General features: G+C 29.5%; 23 protein-coding genes, 8 tRNA genes, 1 rRNA gene and 1 pseudogene. 11 read left to right on the top strand and 22 right to left on the bottom strand.

Annotation, left to right across the window (positions count from 1 at the left end):
* Positions 1 to 164 precede the first annotated feature (164 nt).
* The 9 genes from PHZ07_00165 (at position 165) to PHZ07_00125 (ending at position 5,026) form a co-directional block, all read left to right on the top strand.
* Positions 165 to 1,655, top strand: a 16S ribosomal RNA gene (locus tag PHZ07_00165).
* A 201-nt stretch (positions 1,656 to 1,856) separates the two neighbouring features.
* Positions 1,857 to 1,933 (top strand) — tRNA-Ile (locus PHZ07_00160).
* Between the two features lie 144 nt (positions 1,934 to 2,077).
* A tRNA-Phe gene (locus PHZ07_00155) sits at positions 2,078 to 2,152 on the top strand.
* A gap of 96 nt (positions 2,153 to 2,248) precedes the next feature.
* A tRNA-Pro gene (locus PHZ07_00150) sits at positions 2,249 to 2,325 on the top strand.
* A gap of 235 nt (positions 2,326 to 2,560) precedes the next feature.
* Entirely contained in the window at positions 2,561 to 3,127 is a 567-nt protein-coding gene (locus tag PHZ07_00145) for a hypothetical protein (protein ID MDD3283997.1), read from the top strand.
* A gap of 70 nt (positions 3,128 to 3,197) precedes the next feature.
* The gene (locus tag PHZ07_00140; GenBank protein ID MDD3283996.1) at positions 3,198 to 3,683 is read left to right on the top strand and encodes an NUDIX hydrolase; all 486 of its coding nucleotides are present in this window, start codon (positions 3,198 to 3,200) and stop codon (positions 3,681 to 3,683) included.
* A 117-nt stretch (positions 3,684 to 3,800) separates the two neighbouring features.
* Positions 3,801 to 4,082: an HU family DNA-binding protein gene (locus PHZ07_00135; protein ID MDD3283995.1), complete on the top strand. Its 282-nt coding sequence runs from the start codon at positions 3,801 to 3,803 to the stop codon at positions 4,080 to 4,082.
* Positions 4,083 to 4,206: 124 nt separating this feature from the next.
* Positions 4,207 to 4,569 (top strand): TraR/DksA C4-type zinc finger protein, encoded by a 363-nt coding sequence (locus tag PHZ07_00130; GenBank protein ID MDD3283994.1) that lies wholly within the window; start codon positions 4,207 to 4,209, stop codon positions 4,567 to 4,569.
* Positions 4,502 to 5,026, top strand: a complete 525-nt coding sequence (locus PHZ07_00125) for a signal peptidase II (GenBank protein ID MDD3283993.1) — start codon at positions 4,502 to 4,504, stop codon at positions 5,024 to 5,026. The genes PHZ07_00130 and PHZ07_00125 overlap by 68 nt, the downstream gene beginning before the upstream one ends.
* Positions 5,027 to 5,100: 74 nt before the next feature.
* On the opposite strand, the gene PHZ07_00120 is transcribed toward PHZ07_00125, so the two are convergent.
* From PHZ07_00120 to PHZ07_00100, 5 genes are all read right to left on the bottom strand, one after another.
* A complete protein-coding gene (locus tag PHZ07_00120; GenBank protein MDD3283992.1) occupies positions 5,101 to 6,039 on the bottom strand; it encodes a hypothetical protein in 939 nt (312 codons plus the stop codon).
* Between the two features lie 157 nt (positions 6,040 to 6,196).
* Positions 6,197 to 6,652 carry a hypothetical protein gene (locus PHZ07_00115; GenBank protein MDD3283991.1) on the bottom strand — a complete coding sequence of 152 codons (456 nt, stop codon included), beginning with the start codon at positions 6,650 to 6,652 and terminating at the stop codon, positions 6,197 to 6,199.
* Between the two features lie 46 nt (positions 6,653 to 6,698).
* Positions 6,699 to 7,046 (bottom strand): YraN family protein, encoded by a 348-nt coding sequence (locus PHZ07_00110; GenBank protein MDD3283990.1) that lies wholly within the window; start codon positions 7,044 to 7,046, stop codon positions 6,699 to 6,701.
* Between the two features lie 45 nt (positions 7,047 to 7,091).
* Positions 7,092 to 7,511, bottom strand: a complete 420-nt coding sequence (locus tag PHZ07_00105; GenBank protein MDD3283989.1) for a hypothetical protein — start codon at positions 7,509 to 7,511, stop codon at positions 7,092 to 7,094.
* Positions 7,512 to 7,515: 4 nt separating this feature from the next.
* Positions 7,516 to 8,073 carry a methyltransferase domain-containing protein gene (locus PHZ07_00100; GenBank protein ID MDD3283988.1) on the bottom strand — a complete coding sequence of 186 codons (558 nt, stop codon included), beginning with the start codon at positions 8,071 to 8,073 and terminating at the stop codon, positions 7,516 to 7,518.
* Positions 8,074 to 8,158: 85 nt separating this feature from the next.
* Between PHZ07_00100 and PHZ07_00095 the strand changes: the two genes are divergently transcribed.
* Positions 8,159 to 8,782, top strand: coding sequence for a M50 family metallopeptidase (locus PHZ07_00095; GenBank protein MDD3283987.1), 624 nt, complete (start codon positions 8,159 to 8,161; stop codon positions 8,780 to 8,782).
* Between the two features lie 69 nt (positions 8,783 to 8,851).
* On the opposite strand, the gene PHZ07_00090 is transcribed toward PHZ07_00095, so the two are convergent.
* The 11 genes from PHZ07_00090 to PHZ07_00040 form a co-directional block, all read right to left on the bottom strand.
* Positions 8,852 to 9,334: a hypothetical protein gene (locus PHZ07_00090; GenBank protein MDD3283986.1), complete on the bottom strand. Its 483-nt coding sequence runs from the start codon at positions 9,332 to 9,334 to the stop codon at positions 8,852 to 8,854.
* 34 nt (positions 9,335 to 9,368) lie between these two features.
* Complete coding sequence (locus PHZ07_00085; GenBank protein MDD3283985.1) at positions 9,369 to 10,145, bottom strand: hypothetical protein; 777 nt, start codon at positions 10,143 to 10,145, stop codon at positions 9,369 to 9,371.
* A gap of 10 nt (positions 10,146 to 10,155) precedes the next feature.
* Positions 10,156 to 10,716 carry a sigma-70 family RNA polymerase sigma factor gene (locus PHZ07_00080; protein ID MDD3283984.1) on the bottom strand — a complete coding sequence of 187 codons (561 nt, stop codon included), beginning with the start codon at positions 10,714 to 10,716 and terminating at the stop codon, positions 10,156 to 10,158.
* A 292-nt stretch (positions 10,717 to 11,008) separates the two neighbouring features.
* Entirely contained in the window at positions 11,009 to 13,288 is a 2,280-nt protein-coding gene (locus PHZ07_00075; GenBank protein ID MDD3283983.1) for a FlgD immunoglobulin-like domain containing protein, read from the bottom strand.
* 311 nt (positions 13,289 to 13,599) lie between these two features.
* Positions 13,600 to 13,676: transfer RNA gene (locus tag PHZ07_00070), tRNA-Ala, on the bottom strand.
* A 9-nt stretch (positions 13,677 to 13,685) separates the two neighbouring features.
* Positions 13,686 to 13,937 (bottom strand): GIY-YIG nuclease family protein, encoded by a 252-nt coding sequence (locus PHZ07_00065; GenBank protein ID MDD3283982.1) that lies wholly within the window; start codon positions 13,935 to 13,937, stop codon positions 13,686 to 13,688.
* A 54-nt stretch (positions 13,938 to 13,991) separates the two neighbouring features.
* Positions 13,992 to 14,068, bottom strand: a tRNA-Val gene (locus PHZ07_00060).
* Positions 14,069 to 14,123: 55 nt separating this feature from the next.
* A tRNA-Leu gene (locus PHZ07_00055) sits at positions 14,124 to 14,211 on the bottom strand.
* 34 nt (positions 14,212 to 14,245) lie between these two features.
* On the bottom strand, positions 14,246 to 14,632 hold the full coding sequence (locus PHZ07_00050) for a 50S ribosomal protein L19 (protein MDD3283981.1): 387 nt from the start codon (positions 14,630 to 14,632) through the stop codon (positions 14,246 to 14,248).
* A gap of 120 nt (positions 14,633 to 14,752) precedes the next feature.
* Complete coding sequence (locus PHZ07_00045; GenBank protein MDD3283980.1) at positions 14,753 to 15,526, bottom strand: NTP transferase domain-containing protein; 774 nt, start codon at positions 15,524 to 15,526, stop codon at positions 14,753 to 14,755.
* A 19-nt stretch (positions 15,527 to 15,545) separates the two neighbouring features.
* A complete protein-coding gene (locus PHZ07_00040; protein MDD3283979.1) occupies positions 15,546 to 16,595 on the bottom strand; it encodes a PilT/PilU family type 4a pilus ATPase in 1,050 nt (349 codons plus the stop codon).
* Positions 16,596 to 16,740: 145 nt separating this feature from the next.
* Between PHZ07_00040 and PHZ07_00035 the strand changes: the two genes are divergently transcribed.
* On the top strand, positions 16,741 to 17,049 hold the full coding sequence (locus tag PHZ07_00035) for a hypothetical protein (GenBank protein ID MDD3283978.1): 309 nt from the start codon (positions 16,741 to 16,743) through the stop codon (positions 17,047 to 17,049).
* Between the two features lie 52 nt (positions 17,050 to 17,101).
* Here PHZ07_00035 and PHZ07_00030 read toward each other — a convergent pair whose 3' ends face one another.
* The 6 genes and pseudogenes from PHZ07_00030 to PHZ07_00005 all read right to left on the bottom strand — a co-directional run bounded on the left by PHZ07_00030 (position 17,102) and on the right by PHZ07_00005 (position 20,784).
* On the bottom strand, positions 17,102 to 17,464 hold the full coding sequence (locus tag PHZ07_00030) for a pyridoxamine 5'-phosphate oxidase family protein (GenBank protein ID MDD3283977.1): 363 nt from the start codon (positions 17,462 to 17,464) through the stop codon (positions 17,102 to 17,104).
* Between the two features lie 5 nt (positions 17,465 to 17,469).
* A complete protein-coding gene (locus tag PHZ07_00025) occupies positions 17,470 to 17,904 on the bottom strand; it encodes an NUDIX hydrolase (GenBank protein MDD3283976.1) in 435 nt (144 codons plus the stop codon).
* 12 nt (positions 17,905 to 17,916) lie between these two features.
* On the bottom strand, positions 17,917 to 18,474 hold the full coding sequence (locus tag PHZ07_00020; GenBank protein MDD3283975.1) for an HD domain-containing protein: 558 nt from the start codon (positions 18,472 to 18,474) through the stop codon (positions 17,917 to 17,919).
* Between the two features lie 1,195 nt (positions 18,475 to 19,669).
* A pseudogene (locus tag PHZ07_00015) lies at positions 19,670 to 19,963 on the bottom strand (6-carboxytetrahydropterin synthase).
* A 338-nt stretch (positions 19,964 to 20,301) separates the two neighbouring features.
* Positions 20,302 to 20,376, bottom strand: a tRNA-Arg gene (locus PHZ07_00010).
* A gap of 331 nt (positions 20,377 to 20,707) precedes the next feature.
* Positions 20,708 to 20,784, bottom strand: a tRNA-Ala gene (locus PHZ07_00005).
* Positions 20,785 to 21,207: the final 423 nt, after the last annotated feature.

Raw genomic sequence — 21,207 nt, 5'->3', positions numbered from 1 at the left:
TTTTACTATATAGATATTTTTATTCTATATTAATTTTTTTTACGCAATAAAGTATTTGTATAATAAAAATTTCGCAACTTGACAATTAAATTGTGGCAGAAAGCTAAAGATAAGGAAATTTTTTCACTTATAAGTTTTTGAATATTTTTCACAAAAATATTCCAATTAACGAGAGTTTGATCCTGGCTCAGGATTAACGCTGGCGGTATGTTTAAGGCATGCAAGTCTAAGGGGTATTTATATCCCTGGCAAACGGGAGAGTAACACATTGATAACCTGCCCCTAACTCAAGTATAACCCTGTGAAAATGGGGACAATCCTTGATAGTCCATTTAAAACATGTAAGTGTTTTTAATGGTAAAGATTTATCGGTTAGGGAGGGGTCTATGGCTTATCAGCTAGTTGGTGAGGTAATAGCTCACCAAGGCTATGACGAGTAGCGGGCGTAAGAGCGTGGCCCGTCCCACTGGGACTGAGACACTGCCCAGACTCCTACGGGAGGCTGCAGTCAAGAATCTTTCGCAATGGCCGAAAGGCTGACGGAGCAATACCGCGTGAAGGATGACACCCCTCGGGGCGTAAACTTCTTTTTTTAGGGAAGAATTAGTGACGTTACCTAAAGAATAAGCAACTGCTAACTTCGTGCCAGCAGCAGCGGTAATACGAAGGTTGCAAGCGTTATCCGGAATTATTGGGCGTAAAGCGTCTGTAGGTGGTTTGTTAAGTCTCAAATTAAAACTCTAGGCTCAACTTAGAGATAGTTTGAGAAACTAATAAACTAGAGGATGGGAGAGGTAAGCGGAATGGCCGGTGTAGTAGTAATATGCATTGATATCGGCTAGAACACCAAATGCGAAGGCAGCTTACTAGAACATTCCTGACACTGAGAGACGAAAGCGTGGGTAGCGAATGGGATTAGATACCCCAGTAGTCCACGCCCTAAACGATGGGTACTAAGTATTGGAAGTATCGATCCTTCCAGTGCTGTTTAGTTAAGTTAACACCTTAAGTACCCCGCCTGGGGAGTACGGTCGCAAGACTAAAACTCAAAGGAATTGACGGGAACCCGCACAAGCGGTGGAGCATGTGGTTTAATTCGATAATAAGCGGGAAACCTTACCAAGGCTTGACATTCCTGGAATCTTCTAGAAATAGGAGAGTGCCGCAAGGAACCAGGTAACAGGTGCTGCATGGTTGTCGTCAGCTCGTGTCGTGAGATGTCGGGTTAAGTCCTTTAACGAGCGCAACCCTCATCCTAATTTACAATTCATTAGGAAACTGCCCAGGATAACTGGGAGGAAGGTGAGGATGACGTCAAATCAGCATGGCTCTTACGCCTTGGGCTACACACGTGCTACAATGGCCGGTACAATGGGTCGCTAAATCGCAAGATGGAGCTAATCCCATCAAAGCCGGTCCCAGTTCGGATTGAAGTCTGAAACTCGACTTCATGAAGTTGGAATCGCTAGTAACCGCATATCAGCTATGGTGCGGTGAATACGTTCTCGGGTTTTGTACACACCGCCCGTCACACCAAGAGAGTCGGTAATACCCGAAAGCTGTGCACTAAAGCATGGAATAAGGTAGGACTGGCAATAGGGGTGAAGTCGTAACAAGGCATCCGTAGCGGAAGCTGTGGATGGATCACCTCCTTTCTAAGGAGTCAATTGATTCTCACGAATCAATTAGATCGGTCATCGGGCTTAGCTCGATGAAATTTCTGCCACAATTTAGTTGTTAAGGGAAAACTCCTTTTATTGACTCCTAAAATTTATTCTATTAAAATTAGTTATAAAGTAATATAAGGGGTTCAAAAAGGAGTTTTTTTATTGAAAGAAAATTATTTTGTAATTGTTGGGCGCATAGCTCAGTTGGTTAGAGCGCAACACTGATAATGTTGAGGTCCCAAGTTCAACTCTTGGTGCGCCCACCATTCTTCGTTCCGCGGAGCGGAACTTCGAATGGCTACGCCATTCGACTCTTCAAAGAAGAGAGAAGAATGATCCATCGAAGCCTTAGCGTAGATGGACAGTAAATAAAAATAATAAAAAATAAAAATTAGAAAAAAATTTATCAAGCCGCGGTAGCTCAGTGGTAGAGCAGAGGACTGAAAATCCTCGTGTCGGTGGTTCAATTCCGCCCCGCGGCACCAATAAACAATTTAGAATAATAAGTTTCAAATGATGAATAAATTTAGAAATTCATTAATTAACTAATTTATTCAAAATTCATAATTCAAAATTAAATTCGGGGTGTGGCGCAGTTGGCTAGCGCGCGTGCTTTGGGAGCATGAGGCCGGAGGTTCGAGTCCTCTCACCCCGACCATTAAATATAACTCTATATGGGTTATTTTTATTTTAAAAATTATTGGAAGAATAAGGCCGGCCCCGTTCACGACATGTCGCCATGGCATGCGTATGACGAGATCACCCCGACCATCGAACTTAGCTCAATTAGATTGAGATAAACGAAGATGTAAAACATAAAGGGTCACTATTTATTAGTGATTTTTTGTTTTACAAAAAAATATTAACTGCTATTATTTAATAATACTTATGATATGAAAAAAATAATCTTACTATCATTTATCATTGGACCTTTATTTTTTGTAAACACAACTATTGTTAGTGCTTGTTCATGTATTCAACCACTTTCACCAGAAGAGTCACTCAAACAAGCTACTTCTGTTTTTGTTGGTAAGGTTATTAATATAGATATACCAAAAAAAATATTTATTGAAAGTTCTGATCCTATAAAAATTACATTTGAAGTTTCACAAATCTGGAAAGGACCTAATTATAAAATAATTATTTTAACAACCGCAAGAGATCAAGCAAGTTGCGGATATCCTTTCGAACAAAACGAAGAATATATTGTTTATGCATATGATAAAGAAAACAAATTAAACACCAATATTTGTAGCAGAACCAAACTTCTTACTAATGCACAAGAAGATTTAATAAGTTTAGGATCTGGTGTTTTGCCGATAGATTTTGATTCTAATTATATAAAACAAAAATATATTTTTTTTTCAATCATACTTATTGACACAGGAATAATAATTTTAATCTTCATATTATTAATATTGTTTACAAAAAAATATAAAACAAAATTAAAAAAACAATAGGATAATACACTTATTTTTATTTACCAAAAAATTTTAAAGTGATAATATTACGAATAATTAATATAAAAATATGAAAACCATAACATGCAAAAACAACCATGGAAAAACTGTAAAATTTCCTATATCCAAATTCACATTTAGACCTGGTGTTTATGCTATTATATTAAATAAAAAAAATGAAGTTCTTTTGACAGAAAGTAAATCTGGAAAACTATGGTTTCCTGGTGGTGGCATAGAAATTGGAGAAACAATTGAGAAAGCCTTAAAAAGAGAGGTAGAGGAAGAAACAAATATAAAAAATTTAAAAATAAAAGAATTAGTAGCTTTGTTTGAAAATTTTTTTTATTTTAAGGAGGGGGATGAAGCATGGCACTCTCATATGTTTTTTTATAAATGTAAAATATCAAGTAAAGAAAAAATAATAAGAAAATTTGCAGATGAATATGAAGAAATTGGAATAAATAAATTGGTCTGGATAAATATAAAAAACATAAAAAAAGAAAAATTCATTGATATAAATGAAAAAGTTTACAAAATGATCCATAAAATACTTTAAAAATGGACTATAATTTTTTTGCACTTAACAAAACCCTCTATTTATCATATAATTAGAAAGTGGTATAATAAATGTGCCCATGAATATTGGGCAAAACTAATCATTAAGTTAAATAAAATGGCAAAAATGACAAAGTCACAGCTAATGACTGTGCTAGCAGAAAAGACAGGATTACCAAAAAAGGATGTAGTAGCATTCATGGAAACTCTTGTTGAACTAGCATACAAAGAAGTAAAAACAAACGGAGAATTTGTTTTACCAGGATTTGGTAAAATGGTAAAAGCAAAAAGAAAAGAAAGACAAGGAGTAAATCCAGCAACAGGAGCTAAAATTACAATTCCTGCAAAAACAGTAGTAAAATTCAGATTAGCAAAAGCAGCAAAAGAAGCTGTATTATAAAAATTATTAGGTATAAAAACAGGAGCAACTGCATTGCTCCTGTTTTTTGTTTATATATAAGCCATTGACAAAAAAGCACTAGCCAAATATAATAATTATACTTTTTAAATAACATATAAAACACATGGATAAAAAAACATTAGATAAAATACAAGAAAAATTACTACAAGAAAAAGAAGAATTAATAAAGCAACTTGAGAGTTTCGCTGACAAAAATGACAATGCTGACAATGACTATGATGCAAAGTTTCCAAATTACGGAGAACACGAAGATGAAAACGCCTCAGAGGTTGCAGATTTTGAAAGTGATTTGTATCTAGAAAAAACACTTGAAAAATCATTAAATAAAGTAGATGAAGCGTTAGAGAGAATAAAAAAAGGTACTTATGGAACTTGTGAAAAATGTGGCAAACCAATAGATGAAAAAAGATGTATGGTTTTTCCAACGGCTACAAAATGTATGGAATGCAAAAGAAAAAGTTTATAAAATGAAAAAAAGTACAAAAATATTTATATTATTATTTTTACTTTTTCTACTAGATAGAATTACAAAATACTTAGCGATAAATAAACTCCATAAAAGTGGAGTTTATTTTAATAAATTATTATCACTACATTTTACACAAAATACAGGTATAGCATTTGGTTTAAAAATAAATCAAATAATTATTGAAATACTAACAATTATAATAATTATAATATTAAACTCTATATTCATAAAACATATAAAGAAACATGAATATACAAAATCATTTTTAATCGGAGTTATAATAATAGGAGCTTTTAGTAATTTGATTGATAGGATATATTATAATGGAGTAATAGATTTTTTAGAAATATTTAGCCTTTCTATTATAAATTTTGCAGATATATACATAAGCATATCTATAATAGTATATATACTTATATCATCCAAAAAATCTAATACAAAACATATAATATAACTAAAGATTTAAAAACTATAAACAAAAAAGGTCTAACACAACTAGTTAGACCTTTTTTTGAATAATCTAAAATATCAATCCTTTTTTTTCTTCGTTACAACAGTAGTAAATATTACAACCACGACAAGCACAAACAAAAGAAAAATTCCCAATTTTTTATTTTTCGTTTGATTGTTGGATAGATCTAAATCGTCTTTCACAATATCTTTTTCAACTTCACTTGGAGTTGCCGGTTGTATTGTCTCTGAATCAGTATTATCTATTTCTTGTTTCTCGCTAATTGCAGAGATATCTTTATTACTTTCATCAGATTCTATTATATTAACACTTCCATCTGAACTAGTTGCTGTATTTACAACAACATTTCCAGGAATTTCATCACCAACTATAGTAACATTTGTAGAGGAGCTAGTTTCAGTATCAACAGATTCTACTATCTCAACATTAATATTATTTGAATCTGAGTTATCAGTCTCAGCAACACTTGTAGAATCATCAGATATTATTTCACTTTCTGGAATAATCTCCGGAATTTTGTTATCCAAAATTGGATTTACAATTGATGCTGGTCTTAATTGAATTTCAAACTTATTTTTTTGAGAAACAAAACTTCTATCATATCTATTTTTTGACCAAGCAATGACTTCCCAATTTTGATCACCTTTAGATAATGTTTTTTCATCAACAGAAAAATAAAAATTTGCAATATCACTATTTTCATCATTTACAACAGTAGCAGATCCTTTATACTTACCATTTACATAAATATCTATTTCAGTATCGTTCCAAGTAAGTCCTGTAAGATAAAATTTTTCATCAAAATAAAATGTTTGATTATTTGGTTTATCTAGTGTTGGAACAGGAACCGTACAGTTTCTCAAGCTACATTCTTTACTAAATTCTAAGTCATAATTTGTCTCAGATGCTTTAGCAAAATTAGTAACCACGAAAAACAAAAACAAAACCATAGATAAAAATATGGTCTTTCTGAAAATCAAAGCTATTTTTTTCATAGGCCTAATTTATTAATATTTAAGTCACTCAGTATATATTACCTTATTACTTCTACAAAATTTGTCAACTTGAAAAATATACTGAAAATGGGTATAAAATGTGGAAAAATACAAAGAGAGGTTCTGCACAAAGCAAAACCTCTCAGTTTTAAAAATATTAGTCCATCCATGCAAATGGATCTTCTCCAAACACATGGATTATCAACTCCTCCATCCTGTTGTTGTTTTGAGCAATTTTGGCTGCCTGCTGAAGAATCTCTGTAAAGACATTTTTATTCGAGACTATTTTTGCATATGCAGCCAAAATAACCACAGCCATAGCTCTCTTATGGTTTTTATTACTTATTCCATAAATCAACACATCCACAGAGCCAAAGGAGAAGGTGACGTTTTTTTTATGCATGCCCTTGCGAAATTCATGCACAAATCCCATAAACGCCAGTAGTTGTGAATAAGCTCCATTTGACACATCTTTACTAAAAAAATCAAAGATTTGTCCACCAGACTTATTACCTACATAAAAATAGGCATAACCACCTTTGATCTCTTTCTCAAAAAATCTAGAACACCTATCTACATATTCACCCAGATGATGAACTATACCTGCTTTCATTATTACCTCCTATATGTAATATGATATTATAATTGATAATTATATATTAGTCAATGATAATATGCTTTATTCTTGCATTTTTACCACTCAATAACACTCCTACAAACTCTAAATTATACTGCTTTTCTATATTATTTTCCAAAATATAAGCATCAATAGCTCTTTTTAAATGTTCTAACTTTCTTTTTGAAATAGATTCTTCCGGATATCCAAATTCCAAGTTTGTTCTAGTTTTTACCTCTACAAATCTCAAAATACCATCTTTTTCTGTTAATATATCTATTTCACCACCTCTAAAGTATATATTTTCTGCAATAATTTTATGTGCTTTATTTTTAAGATAATATATAGCTATTTTCTGTCCAAATTTTCCTATTTTATTTTTATAAAACATAAAGGTCGCATAAATGTGACCCTTATTATATATTATTTTCTAGATTTATTTTTCTAAATACTTCTCATATTTTCTCTGCTTTTCATCTAATGCTCTTGATTCTGGTACTTTTGTAAGGTAATTCTGTAAAATACTGGAAAACCATACAAATACAGTACCTAGCCAAAACATCATTATAAATCTCATCTGAAAATATGGAACCCTTATTTTTCTAAAAAATAATAAAAATATACCTATCAAACCAAATGTAAACAGCAAATCTACCAACTTTTTTTCTAATTCTTTTTCATATTTATCAAATTTTCTATTAAAGATTGGCTTTTTATGTTTTATAAAAAAATATTGTAACAATATTGCAAATATAATACATAAAAAAAGAAAACCCAACGAATAGAAAAAAGCTCCTCTACTTATTGCGGGTGGGTATGCGTCAAAAAGATATTCTGCACTCAAAAAAGAAATCATAATTTTATTTTCTAAATAATAATCCAAAATGATATTGACCAGCGTCAAACTCACTTTCTAATTTTAATCCATATGCTTCTAATATTTCCTTCACATAAGATGATTTTATTCTATGATCAGGTTTAGGGCCCAATGGGGCACCAATTGTTTTCCAATCCACGACAAGTATTTTTCCGCTTTTCTTTGTAAGTCTTATACCTTCTTTAAGCATACTAGCTACATCTGATGATTCAAAGAGAACATTTACAAACATAGCTAAATCCAATGAACTTTCAGGAATCTTTGTAGCACCATATGACTCTAAATTACTCCAAACCAACTTAACATTAGATAATCCCTGAATTTTTATATGACTTTCAACTGATGACAACACATCTTTTAGTATATCCACAGCATATACCAAACCCCTGTCTCCAACTATTCTTGCTGCCTGAAAGACAAAATATGCTTTTGGACCACAGCCCAGTCCACCTACATGGTCTCCATATCCTAAACCAACTATTTTCTCCAATATTTCTTTTGGATTTAAAAGCTGTGTACCGCCTGCGTGCTTTTGAAACATATATTTTGTATAATTAAGTTAATCAAATATAAAATTAAAGTCAAGAGTGATATACTTATTATAGCGAATAATTAAATATAAATAAATGAATATAGGATTAATAATTATTATTATAACTATACTTGGATATTTTAGTAATTTTTTAAATAACAAATATCTAAACAACACTATTACAACAATATTTTATTTTGTCGGAGCATTTATACATGAAACATCTCATGCGATAGCATGTATATTGACTGGAGCAGAAATAAAAGAATTCAAAATATTTTCTAGACAGCCAAAAGTATCTCACTACAAATCAAAGATTCCAATATTAGGACAATTATTTATTTCTCTCGCACCTACGCTCGGTGGTTTTCTATTTTTATATTTGATAAATAAATTTTTACTAGACAACTATTTAAACATTCAAGAAATAACCAACTTCAAAGATCTAATTATTATACCATTAAATATAATTTCTCAAATAAAATTAAACGAGTGGCAAAGCTGGATACTAATTTTATTATCATTAAATATTGGTGCAATGATAGGTCCATCACTACAAGATCTAAAAAATATTTGGCCTATTTTGATAATTTTATTTTTTATAAAATGGCAACCTCTTGAAAATATTGGAATACTTTTAATAGGTCTTATTATTACAAATATAATACTACAATTTACTTTTATATTAATAAAAAATATTTTTAAAAAATCAAATTAAATTCAATAAAAAACAAAACCTCTATAATATTTCTAAATAGAGGTTTTGTTTAATAAAGTGATTTTTTTATTATTGTATATTATTACGTTTATCACATTGTCCATCTTTATTTTCATCTATAAACTGACCACAGGTACCACTCTCAGAACATCCACATTGTTTTGTTGCGTCACCATTTGCACATCCACAGCCTTTTCCCTGCCCTTGTCCTTTCATTTTGAATCCATTTCCCATTCTAGAATTTATTCCTAATTCTTCTGCTATCTTTTTTGCTCCTTCAGCATCGTTTGCTTGGATAAGTTTATGCATTTCTGAAAATTTTGCAAAATTTGATTCATTAATTTTTTCTGACATTGGCTTATTAGCCATTAAAGATTTCCAAGTGGCGTAATCATTATTTTCAATTGCTTTTTTTACATCTTCATTTCTTCCTGGGAAAAAATTTGATTTTTCAAAATTTTTGGAACCATTTGTCTGTTGAGCATTTATTAGAGATACTATACCCATTGTAAGAATTAAACCCAAAACAGCTACTAATAAAGTTTTTTTCATAATTTTTTTTTAATATTTAATTAGAGTGGCCTACTCAATCATGCGTACAACTATTATTACGCATATCTGGAAAATTTCTTTCATTTTTTCCACAATTACAATCCTCCATCATACAGCCACATCTAAAAGGTCTTATTGATTCTAAATCAAAATGAGCATCATCAAATCTATTACCTATTATTTTTATTCTATTATTGTTTTCCTCAATCATTTTCCTAAAATGCGGTGGCATTTCTTTTGGAAACTTCACATCCCATGGTTTTCCATTTATATCTACAAATCTCATATTTCCATTTGAATCAAAATCAATTACTTCTCCGGAAATAATACCTTTATCAGGTCTATTCCACATTTTTGCATTTGGACATGAAAATCTATTATAAAATTCCATCTTTGATAAATTTCTATCTATATATACACCAAATCTTGAAAAATAGAAAAACATACCCAATACAACTATTATAAGTCCACCATAAAAAACAGTTTTCAAAAATTCATATTTGTAACCTGATTTTGTTCTTCTAAAATAAAAATACCCCGCAATAACAAATAAAACAAAAAGAATAATCCAAAAATACGGCAAAGTTGCTATCAAAAATCCAAAAAGACTACTCCCAACTCTTGCTCTCAAATCCCAATCATTGTTTAAAAACATATGAATAATAATAGAAAAAGAAAGACCACCAAAAATCAAAAATACTGGTGCTAAAAACCAATAAAAGATATTTCTAGCAACAAAAATCCATCTTGGTTTTGGTGTTATTTTACTACTTTTTATTTTGTCCAGAACTTTCTGTATTATATTTCCCATAAAATTTATTCTAGTTTTTAAATTTATCTTGAAATTGTTTTTTTGCTCTATTTATAAGAGTACCTACAGTACCCTTTGGTTTTTTTATAATATCTGATATTTCATTGTAATCATTGCCTTCAATAAATTTCAAAATCAAAACCTCTCTATACTTTATATTCATATTAGAAAAAACTTTTTTTATCCTTTCTTTTAAAATATTATTATCAGCATCTTTCTCTACATTCATATCGGAAATAATATTTTCTAAAATATCGTCTTTTATATCCAAATCAAATTTTTGTGGGCGAGATTTAGTTTTTCTAAAATGACTTATTACTTCATTGTGAGTAATACTATATATCCAAGATGAAAACTTGAAACTCTCATCAAAATTATTCAAATTTTGATAAACCTTCATAAAAACTTCTTGTAAAATATCCTCAGCATCTTCAAGTGAAAAATTTGATATTCTTCTTATATAATTTATAAGTTTTGTTTCATACCTTTTCATAAGGCACGAAAAATAATCTTGGTCTTTTAAAACAAGTTTTACCAATTCTACATCATTTTTTGTCTCACAATCTAGCATCAATTATCATTATACACTGATATTTTATAATACGCACTATTAAATAATATATTTCATTAATTTTAGAAAAATAGAATCCCCAGACTACTGTCAGGGGATTCTATATAATATTTAATGTATTTATTAATTTTCTTTGTCTGGATATCTAACGCCATGTGGAGCAGATTCTAGTATATTTTCAAAACTTACCGTATTTTTATATTAATTATTATAATTTTAGTTTATCACTTATATAATAATATACAATATAACAAAAACCCCACCCCGCATTATGCAAGGTGAGGTAATATATTTATTTTATCAACACTATTTTCTTAGTATTGACATAAGAATCTAATTTAAGTTTGTAGAAATAAATTCCACCTGTAACTAAATTACCCTTATTATCAGTACCATTCCAAATAATCTGGTGGTTACCAGCATATTTTTGGCCAGCAAATAGTGTCTTCACCAATTGCCCTCTAATATTATAAACCTCAATTTGTACATTGCCTGTTTTTGACAAATTAAAACTAATTGAAGTCTGAGAATTGAAGGGGTTGGGGTAGACATTGTTCAGTACCTTATCTAAATCAATAAGATCATCGTTACTTCCAGATGAACTATAATTGATTTGTTTTGTTGATAATGATAATAACTTAGCATTTATAGGAATTTGAAATTGGATTAGTTGATTTTTATTTCTTTCGAAAATAATTGGCTCTAATCCTTTTTCTGATTCCCATCGCATAACCTTGTTATTTGTAATCAAAATATCTTGGCCACCAAAACTATTATCAAAGTTCTGCCAAAATATACTGACAAAATTATCATTAGTATCTATAATTATGAGACCTTGGTTATTTATATAATTGGGTGGAACCCAATTTTCAACTTCATAAAGGCTCCCTATTCCCAAATTAGCAAAAAATGAATCCTCTGGATTATGTAAATATCCATTTATTGCCCATATATTTGCTGTACTGGGATGTGGAGCAAGGACTGATTGCCTCATTATATTAATCTGACCGTTTGGATTATAACCGGTCTGCAAAATATTCTGATTAATCCACTGTCCCAAACCAATTATTGCATCATTTTGATCTACTCCTCCAGATCCATCGATATCACCAATAACTCCATTGTTGGAAATAATTGTTTTATTATCTATGCAAGATTCTTCAATTATTCCAAGTGGAGTATTATTTGTAATATTTACACTGGTAATAATATGCCCACATTCACCCTCAGGTATGTGATTTTGTAAATTCATTACAAGCAAACCACAATCATCAATACCAAAATAACCATTACTAACCCAACCCATCTGAAGATTATCAATATATAACAATCCTTCATTATCCAACAATGAGCAATCCCAATGAAAATTTATTATCTCCAATCCGACATCAAGAGTCGTTATTGAATCTAATCCAATTACACTCCCAGGCCAAAAATTTTCTTCTATTGGATTCATAGATCCATTGTATTGAAATATTTGACCTGGATACACATAAAGTGTATCTGCTGTGCAATTATCCACTTCTATAGGATTTCTATGTGGATAAAAGTTTATTAGATGCATTGAGTTTGATGGTTGATACAAAACCAATCCATTGTCTAATGCTATTAATATCTTATCCTGAAATCTTGTAGAGGATCTGATAAAATTGTCATCAAACAAGATATTTACGGATTGCATAATCTCACTATTGATATTATACCTCTTCAAATCATTAAGTTGTCCGAGGTATATCCAATCTCCAATTTTTTCAAATAGGTAAGGGTGATTACTATATTGCACTATATCAGTACAAATATTAATTGGTTGTCCAGAATAAGGCTTTTTGACCAAACTTCTGGTTATAAAACCGGATTCATCTGGATTGGTTTCTATAATAGCAAAGATATTATCACCATCAACGAATACTGCTGTGGTAATATCATAATAATTGTCAAAAAAGTAGGAATAATTATATGCACTAGTTCGATGTACAGTTAAAAATGCCCATGGTAAATTATCACCATAACCATTATAACCTCCAAGCCTAGTACCCCCTATTACAGTCATATTTTGATTTCCACCAAAACAAATACCTGTACCGTCACCACTGTACATACCCTCAATTTCATCTCCATTTTCAATTTCTAGGATAATGGAACTACCGCCTCCCGTATCTTCCCTAGTGTAAAAGAGGGCGATTTGATTGTTGGTATATTTTTTTATAGATTTTAGTCCACTTTTGTAATGTAGTCTAAAATGATTATCTGGAAGTTGTGACAACCAAAAAACTACTGTACAATCAGCCCTTAATACAAACCCACCCCCATAAAATTCATCAGAAATTGCAATAATTTCTGGGAATTGATCTATGCTAAGAGTGTCTGGTAAATTAACCTCTTGTACAATACTAATATTTCCATCTTGCAATACAAATTTTTGAGCCTTCAATTCATTCATTGATAAACCCCAAAAAAATTCACCGTCAACCGTATCAATTGCCCTAAAAGAGCAATTATTAAAATAAGTTGTTTCGGCACTTATTGCTATACTTATCAACAGAGCGATGATTAAGATATAGAGTGTTTTCATTTTAATCCTCCTTGGATTGTTTTGTAAATAAAAAAGAACAATAGTAAATATAACCATATTTTATAAATTAAGTCAAGTAATACTAATCATCATCAAAAAATATTTTAAGCATTAAAATTTATTTTATTAGTATATATTTTATTTTTTTTAAAATAACTTATTATTTCATAATACATAATATAATTTAAATTTTCATAAGAACTTACATATATCTATTAAGTGTGTATAAACCGATAACCCTAAAAAATAAAAATAAATACTTTATATATTTTTGTAATAAAAAAACACTGATTTTAACAGTGTATTTTTGATGGTGGACTTGGTGGGATTCGAACCCACGACCCTCTGCTTGCAAAGCAGATGCTCTAACCAACTGAGCCACAAGCCCATGACATTTTTATTTTAATTTACGATTTATCAAATCTTCTTTTTCAACTTTAGGCAATTTTTTGATTTGTCTTTCTCTTTTCATTGCGCCTACTCTACTATCAAATTTTTCGTGATAAATAATTTTGATTGGCGTCCTATATTTTGTATATTTAGCTCCCTCACCGATGTTATGTTTTTTTTCTCGAGCATCTAAATCCTTGCAATATCCAGTATATAATGTTTCATCATTACAGCGAGCTATGTATACATAGAAAATCATAATTTATTTTGAAAATTCAAAATTCATCATTAATAATTGCACACAAGGCGTGTATGGTGGGTCCTATAGGATTCGAACCTATGGCCTTCTCGGTGTAAACGAGACGCTCTAACCAACTGAGCCAAGGACCCTAAATTAATTATGAATAACCAATGATGAATTTTGAATTATTTATCAAATTACATATGGTGCACGGAAGAGGACTTGAACCTCCACGAGAAAAACTCTCACAAGCCCCTCAAGCTTGCGTGTCTACCAATTTCACCATCCGTGCAAACAAGCTTCTTATCGTGAAGTTTTAATATAAATTATATACTAACTTTTTTTAATCTCTTTTTATAATCTCTAAGATAATATAGCTTTGATTTACTAGACTTTATTCTACTTTTTAACTCTATTTTGTCAATTAAAGGTGAATTTAATGGAAACACTTTTTCAACACCTATACCATTTGAATCCTTTCTAACTGTAACAGTAGACCCTATTTCTTTACCATGTTTATGAGCTATTACAATACCTTCAAAAATCTGAATTCTTTCTTTTTCCTCACCTTTTGCATTTTTTTCTCTAATTTTTTCATGAACTCTAACAACCATGCCTGATTCTATCTCAAATTTTACATCTTTTAAGATTATATTTCCTTTATCAGACTTGCCTTGTTTTTTGGTTCCTTGATTTTTAATTTCTTTAGTCATAATAAAAAATAAATTTAATTAAGTAGTGTAATACTACCGAAACTTGTGCCTTGTGTCAATAGTTTACCTAAATTCTTTATTAAAACAAAGAATGTATCTATAAAATATATATTATATATATTAAATAACATTCAAGCCAACTTTTTTAGCAAAATTCAACTGTTCAATAGTATTTACACCTATAAATTCAAAATTATTTTTTGATATAAAAGATTTTATTTTTATACCCTGATCATGTGCCATAGCTATCAAATCTGTAAGATAATACTCTTTTTGATTATTATTAGAATTTATATTATCTAAATTTTTCCATAACCACTCATCTTTTATACAAAATATAGCTGGATTAACTTCCGTAATATTTTTTTCCTCATCAGTAGCATCCTTGAATTCAACTATTTTTGTAATTTCACCATTAGCATCTCTTACTATTCTACCAAAATTCATATAACATGAATTAATATCTTCAAAATTATTCAATTGCAAGGTTAATATAGAAAAAATAGAATTGTTTTCCATGTGCATATTTATAATATTTTCTATTGTCGCAGGAGATATAAAAGGAGTATCACCATAAAGTATGAGATGATTATCGAAATGACCTTTTAATTCATTTTTGCACTGAGCTACAGCATGCCCTGTTCCCAAGGTTTCTCTCTGCCAAATATATTTATATTTATTTCCTAATTTATCTATCACATCATCTCCTTTAAATCCAACAACAACAGAAACATTATTGATATAATTTGTCTCTTTTATATTTTCCAAAAGATTTTCTATTAAACAATTACCATTATCAAGCATAGTCAATACTTTTGGAATATCCTGATTCATTCTAACCCCTTTGCCTGCAGCTAAAATAATTATACTAAGTTCTTTATTATTTATTTCCATATTTTGATTATTTATTTTTTTAGGAGGTGCTTTGCCTCATATCTTCTTCTGCAAGAAGTGATGCTGCTAAACTTTCTTCTATTAAATCATCTTCATATAATCTTTTTACTGCCTGAACCATTGTAGACATGCCTTTGTCAGCACTAGTTTGTATGACAGTTTTAATTTGAGGTATTTTGTTCTCACGAATAATATTTGAAATAGCAGGGGTATTTATCAATATTTCTCTTGCAACAATAAGTCCCCCTCCTTTTTTAGGTAATATACGCTGAGCTATTATAGAATTTAATACCATAGAAAACTGCATTCTTATTTGAGTTTGTTGATAAGCAGGAAAAACATCTACTATTCTATCTATAACCTGAGATGCGTTTGGAGTATGAAGTGTTGCAAGTACTAAATGTCCAGTTTCTGCGAGTGTTAAAGTAAGGGCAATAGTCTCCAAATCTCTCATCTCACCAACCATTACAATATCAGGATCTTGACGAAGTACATGTTTCAATCCTGCGGCAAATGTTTTCATATCAGAACCAAGTTCACGCTGAGTAATAATACTACTTGCTTTTGGGAACAAATACTCAATAGGATCTTCTAGGGTTATAATAGAAACTTTTCTATTTTCATTTATATAATTTACCATTGAAGCAAGAGTTGTAGATTTTCCACTACCAGTTGGCCCTGTGACAAGAATAAGTCCTTGGTTTTGTAGCAACATTTCAGCAACAACATCATTTAATCCCAAATCATTCATGTTTGGAATCTTGTTGTTTATAATTCTAGAAACAAGACTTACATTATCTTTTTCCCAACACAGATTAATTCTAAATCTACCGACATTATTTATTTCATAAGAAAGATCTAATTCCCTATCTTCATAAAATTTCTTTTTCTGACTTACGGTCAATATACCTTCCACCATTTTCTTTAACTCAACATTACTTATTTCCGATTCATCTTTCATTGGCTTAATTTCCGTATCAATTCTCAAAACTGGAACATGACCTACTACAAGATGTAAATCAGATGCCTTTTTTTCAACAGCAATCTTTAAAAGCTTATTTATTTCCATTTAATTAATTATTAATAATATAAATACATTTTATCATTATTTATATAAATATTAAAATCAAACATCAAATACTAGATTATACAATTGACAATATAAGATTGGCATAGTAATATATAGGCGAAATAAAAAACAGCAGGAGGTAAAAATGCTGTATAAGAAAGGAATAGTCCAAATTCCGGAAAACACACCAGCTAATGAAGTTTTCCAAATTGAACTACCAATAGGTAGTATAGTTCAAAGCGCTGAACACAATGGTGAAGTGCTTTACGACTGCCCCGCAGAATCCGTTGGGACTGAAAAAATAAGTTTCATCCTTCAAACTCCGATTGAAGATGGTACAATGTTTGATGTTCCAGACGGATACAAACCAAAAAAAATCGGAAAAATCAAACGCGGAGATGGAAAGCTTACGCTCAGCATGTTGAAGAAAAAACACACCTGCTCCTGTCAATAACGTATCTCATCAATCGCACATTAAGGGAACTTCGGTTCCCTTTTCTTTTTGTTTAAGAAATTTCAATTATTTTTAAAACTTTTACTACAACCGCTGCTTTGGGATTATGTCCAATATTATCTTTTAATTTTTTTACGTATTCAAAATATTTGCCCGACTTAAAATATTTGGCTTTTCCAAAAATTTTTATCACATTATATTTATTGTCATTAAACAAAAGACAAACATTACAATTTTCTTGCAAATTTTTTCTGGTAATCTTCATTTCATTATCTGTGATAATAATTTTGTCTTCATCTTCAATTTTACAAATTTCTACAAAAATAGAATTTGGTTTATTTCTTGAGTCACATGTTGTAAAAACTGCTGTATAATTTTTGTTTATAAAATTTATTTGTTTTGTTGATAATTTCATAATTATTAATTTTCTTTTAATATATTTAAATATTCTAGTTTTGCTTTTTTTACTGCAATTTTAGTATTTATATTATTCCACGAAATCTTATTTATAAAAGAAAAATCAACCCATTTATATTCAGTATGTTCTTTACTGAGTTTTATAACTTTATTACCTGTTAACTTGCATAAAAAAAACACAGAATATTTTATTGGTTTTTCAATACCCCATCTAGCAACATGTATTGGTTTGACAATTTTTATTTTGAGTCCAGTTTCCTCAAATACTTCTCGCATTAAACCGCTTTCCGCTTGATCATTGTAATTAAGTCTCCCACCTGGCAACATCCACATTTCTTTTTTAAATTCTTTGTTTATAGGAAGTTTCAAAATCAAAAATTCTTTTTTACTATTTAAAACAATTCCATATTCACCAATATTACATTTAAGTCTCTTCATTTATATTTATAATTAATCTTTTAATATATACATAATTGCATCATATTTTTTCTTTATAATCTTTTTTGCAATTGGAGATAATTGTTTCCACTTGTTTTCAAATTTTTTTCTTACTTTCCTTTTTGCCTCACCTTGATCAAGTTTCTCATAAACAAATGCAGCCTTGAAAATTCCTGAAATGTTATCAAACGCACTCATTGCATCAGCCTCAGCTACAATTTTTTCTTCAATTGTTTTCATTTTCTCATTTCTTGATCCACGATGATGCAAAATACAATTTTTAATTAATTTTATTCTTTCTTTTGAATAATCTAATTCTTTTAATTTCTCCTCTGCAATACGCGATCCAGTAATATGATGATTTTCCCTTCCACATATAATAGAGCCAATATCATGAAGCCATACAGAAAGCAAGACAATTTCTCGATCAGCTTTATATTTTTCACTTAGATCCTTTGCATATTTGAGCATTGGTAAAAAATGATAAACAAAAGGCTCATATCCATACTTGCTTGTGGGTTTTTTGCATTCACTTTCAACAAATTGTTTTACTTTTTTTACAATATCCATAATAGATAAATTTTATCATCATTCTGAAGATAATGAAATAAGGTCAATTATGAATATATACTCATAATTATAACACAACTGGCTTATTTTAACTATTTTTACAAATATATAAAAATTATACAAATTGATACATTTTTACTAAATTTTAATATAAATTCATAAATTTCATTAAAAATACAAGATCACAACAAAAAATATCAATTAATCATATTAAAAATCTGTGGATAACATGTTAATTCTTGGGTATAAGAATGTTAAATCTGTGGATAAGTCTGTTGATAAGTGTATTTATATGTGCATAACTTTACAAAAATGTATAAATATATTATTTAATATAAAGCAATAATAAAACAAAATTTATATTTTTGGCTTGAATAAGCCAAAATATGAGATTGACTTTTTTGAAAACTTATGATATACTTATATTATAGTAGAACATTAACAATTCTAGACAGCCTTTATTACAAAAATAAAAATAAAATTTTATAAATTTAGAATCCTGTGCAAAAAGCATGAGATCTAATAAAAAAGTATAAAAATAATAAGGATTGTTTAGAAAAATATAAAAATACAATGCTCCTCAGAGCAAGAATGAAAATGGAAATTACTAAAAGTATCTTATTTAATATAGATAAAATACCCTTGGTAATAGGCCTAAAAATGGGGAGTGAAACTCCCCAGGTATAAAATACATAATGTTTTGATCTTAGGGGAGTTTTTTATTTCTAAAAAAAATAACTCTAATAAACAAATAATATACTAAATTGTTCCACGTGGAACAATTTGATTTATATAAATAACCTCAAAATACTAAATAATAAATAAAAAACTTAAAACTATTTTTTTGTTAAATATAAAAAAGACATAAAATAAGCCAAGTTTAGCTAAATTGTTCCACGTGGAACATTTTAAATACTATAAAAGACTATAAATATATAATTAATAAAAATTTATAATATAAAATGACATAGAACTATCTTTTATTTAATTTACTAAAAAATTACATAGATTGTTCCACGTGGAACAATTTGACTCATATAAATATTCTTAAAATATCAAAAAATACATAAAATAGCCAATATTGTAACTATTATTTTATTAAATGTACAAAAAAATGGCTCAAATGAGCCAAAATATATATAAAATGTTCCACCTGCCTTCGCTGAAGCGGCTACGCGCAGACAGGTGGAACATTTTAAACTTCTTCTGAATATACAACAGCATATCTATTTTCTGTTTCCCAAATTTTTATAAATTTTACAGGAAATTTTGGTTTAAGAAATTTCAAAAAATACATTGCAATTGATTCATTACCAGATGATATATACCCTTCTTTTATTAAAATTTCTTTTAAGTCCTTATTAGTAATCTCTTTTATTATATTATTTAGCTCTAAAATGATCTGATAATCATCTATACCTTCAACAAATTCTGTATTTTTATCAATTTTACCTTCTACAACAACTTCTACTTTAAAATTATGTCCATGACTATGACTACCACGATTTGCATAAAATTACTCTATTACACCGATTTGTGACATATTATTTAAAATTATCTAAATTGTTCCACGTGGAACAATTTGATTTATATAGATAACCTCAAAATACTAAATAATAAATAAAAAACTTAAAGCTATTTTTTGTTAAATATAAAAAAGACATAAAATAAGCCAAGTCTAGCTAAATTGTTCCACGTGGAACAATTTTATAAAAATACATTAAAAAAATAATCCTATTAATATATTACACTATTCTGCAAAGCTATACCCCGCAACAATTATAATATATTTGAAGACGGGATTATACAATTATTCTAATAATGTTTTGGTACCCTCGCTAGGAATTGAACCCAGATTTTATCCTTAGGACGGATCTGTTCTATCCGTTGAACTACGAGGGCTTGTTTATAAAAGTTATATCAATAAGATTACCACAAAAATTGTTTTTAATGTACTTCCCGCCCGCAATAATTTTAATAATGAAGGAAAGTTCATTAAAATATGGGGGTAAAATAATATATATTAATATTAAAAATGTATTTGAACAACCGAAATATAATTTATCCATTACTTGTCTGCCGTACCTCTAATTTATCGAGAGGGAAGGTGTAAACTATGAGGGTTTATTATAATACTTTGTAATTTTTAGTCCTTCTTCGTTAAAACTACAAAGAACATTCTTCTAATTCTCACGGCTGCGCCATTCGAAGTTCCGCTATGCGGAACGAAGAATGGTGGACTTAAAGGGACTCGAACCCTTGACCTCTTGCATGCCATGCAAGCGCTCTAACCAACTGAGCTATAAGCCCATAATATTATTATATAAATCTTACTAATTGTTAAAATGCTAATCCAACTGTCGAAGCGAAATCCTACTTAGCAGGATGAAGCGAAGATCCCGCATAAGTGAAACGATTGCGGGAAGCTATAAGCCCATAATATTATTATATAAATCTTACTAATTGTTAAAATGCTAATCCAACTGTCTGTCCGCCATAATCCACATAAAATAAAAATGAAGAAGGGAGACAATGCAAAAAAGCCCATGACATTTTTTATTTTAAATTATAAATACATTATATCATTTTTAAAATTATATCAATACTTTGTACAGTTAACACTAATAGGTAACACTTGGTATACTTAGGGGTAACACTGTTAACTAATAAACAAATATATGCCTTTAAAACCAAGTTATCCAAAAGAAAAGCGAGTTTTATGGTATTTAGGAG

The sequence above is a fragment of the Patescibacteria group bacterium genome (genome assembly GCA_028692545.1).
Taxonomy (GTDB): domain Bacteria; phylum Patescibacteriota; class Patescibacteriia; order UBA1558; family S5-K13; genus STD2-204.
The sequence above is the reverse complement of the archived record's forward strand: the minus strand, read 5'-3'. Positions and strand labels throughout refer to the sequence as shown.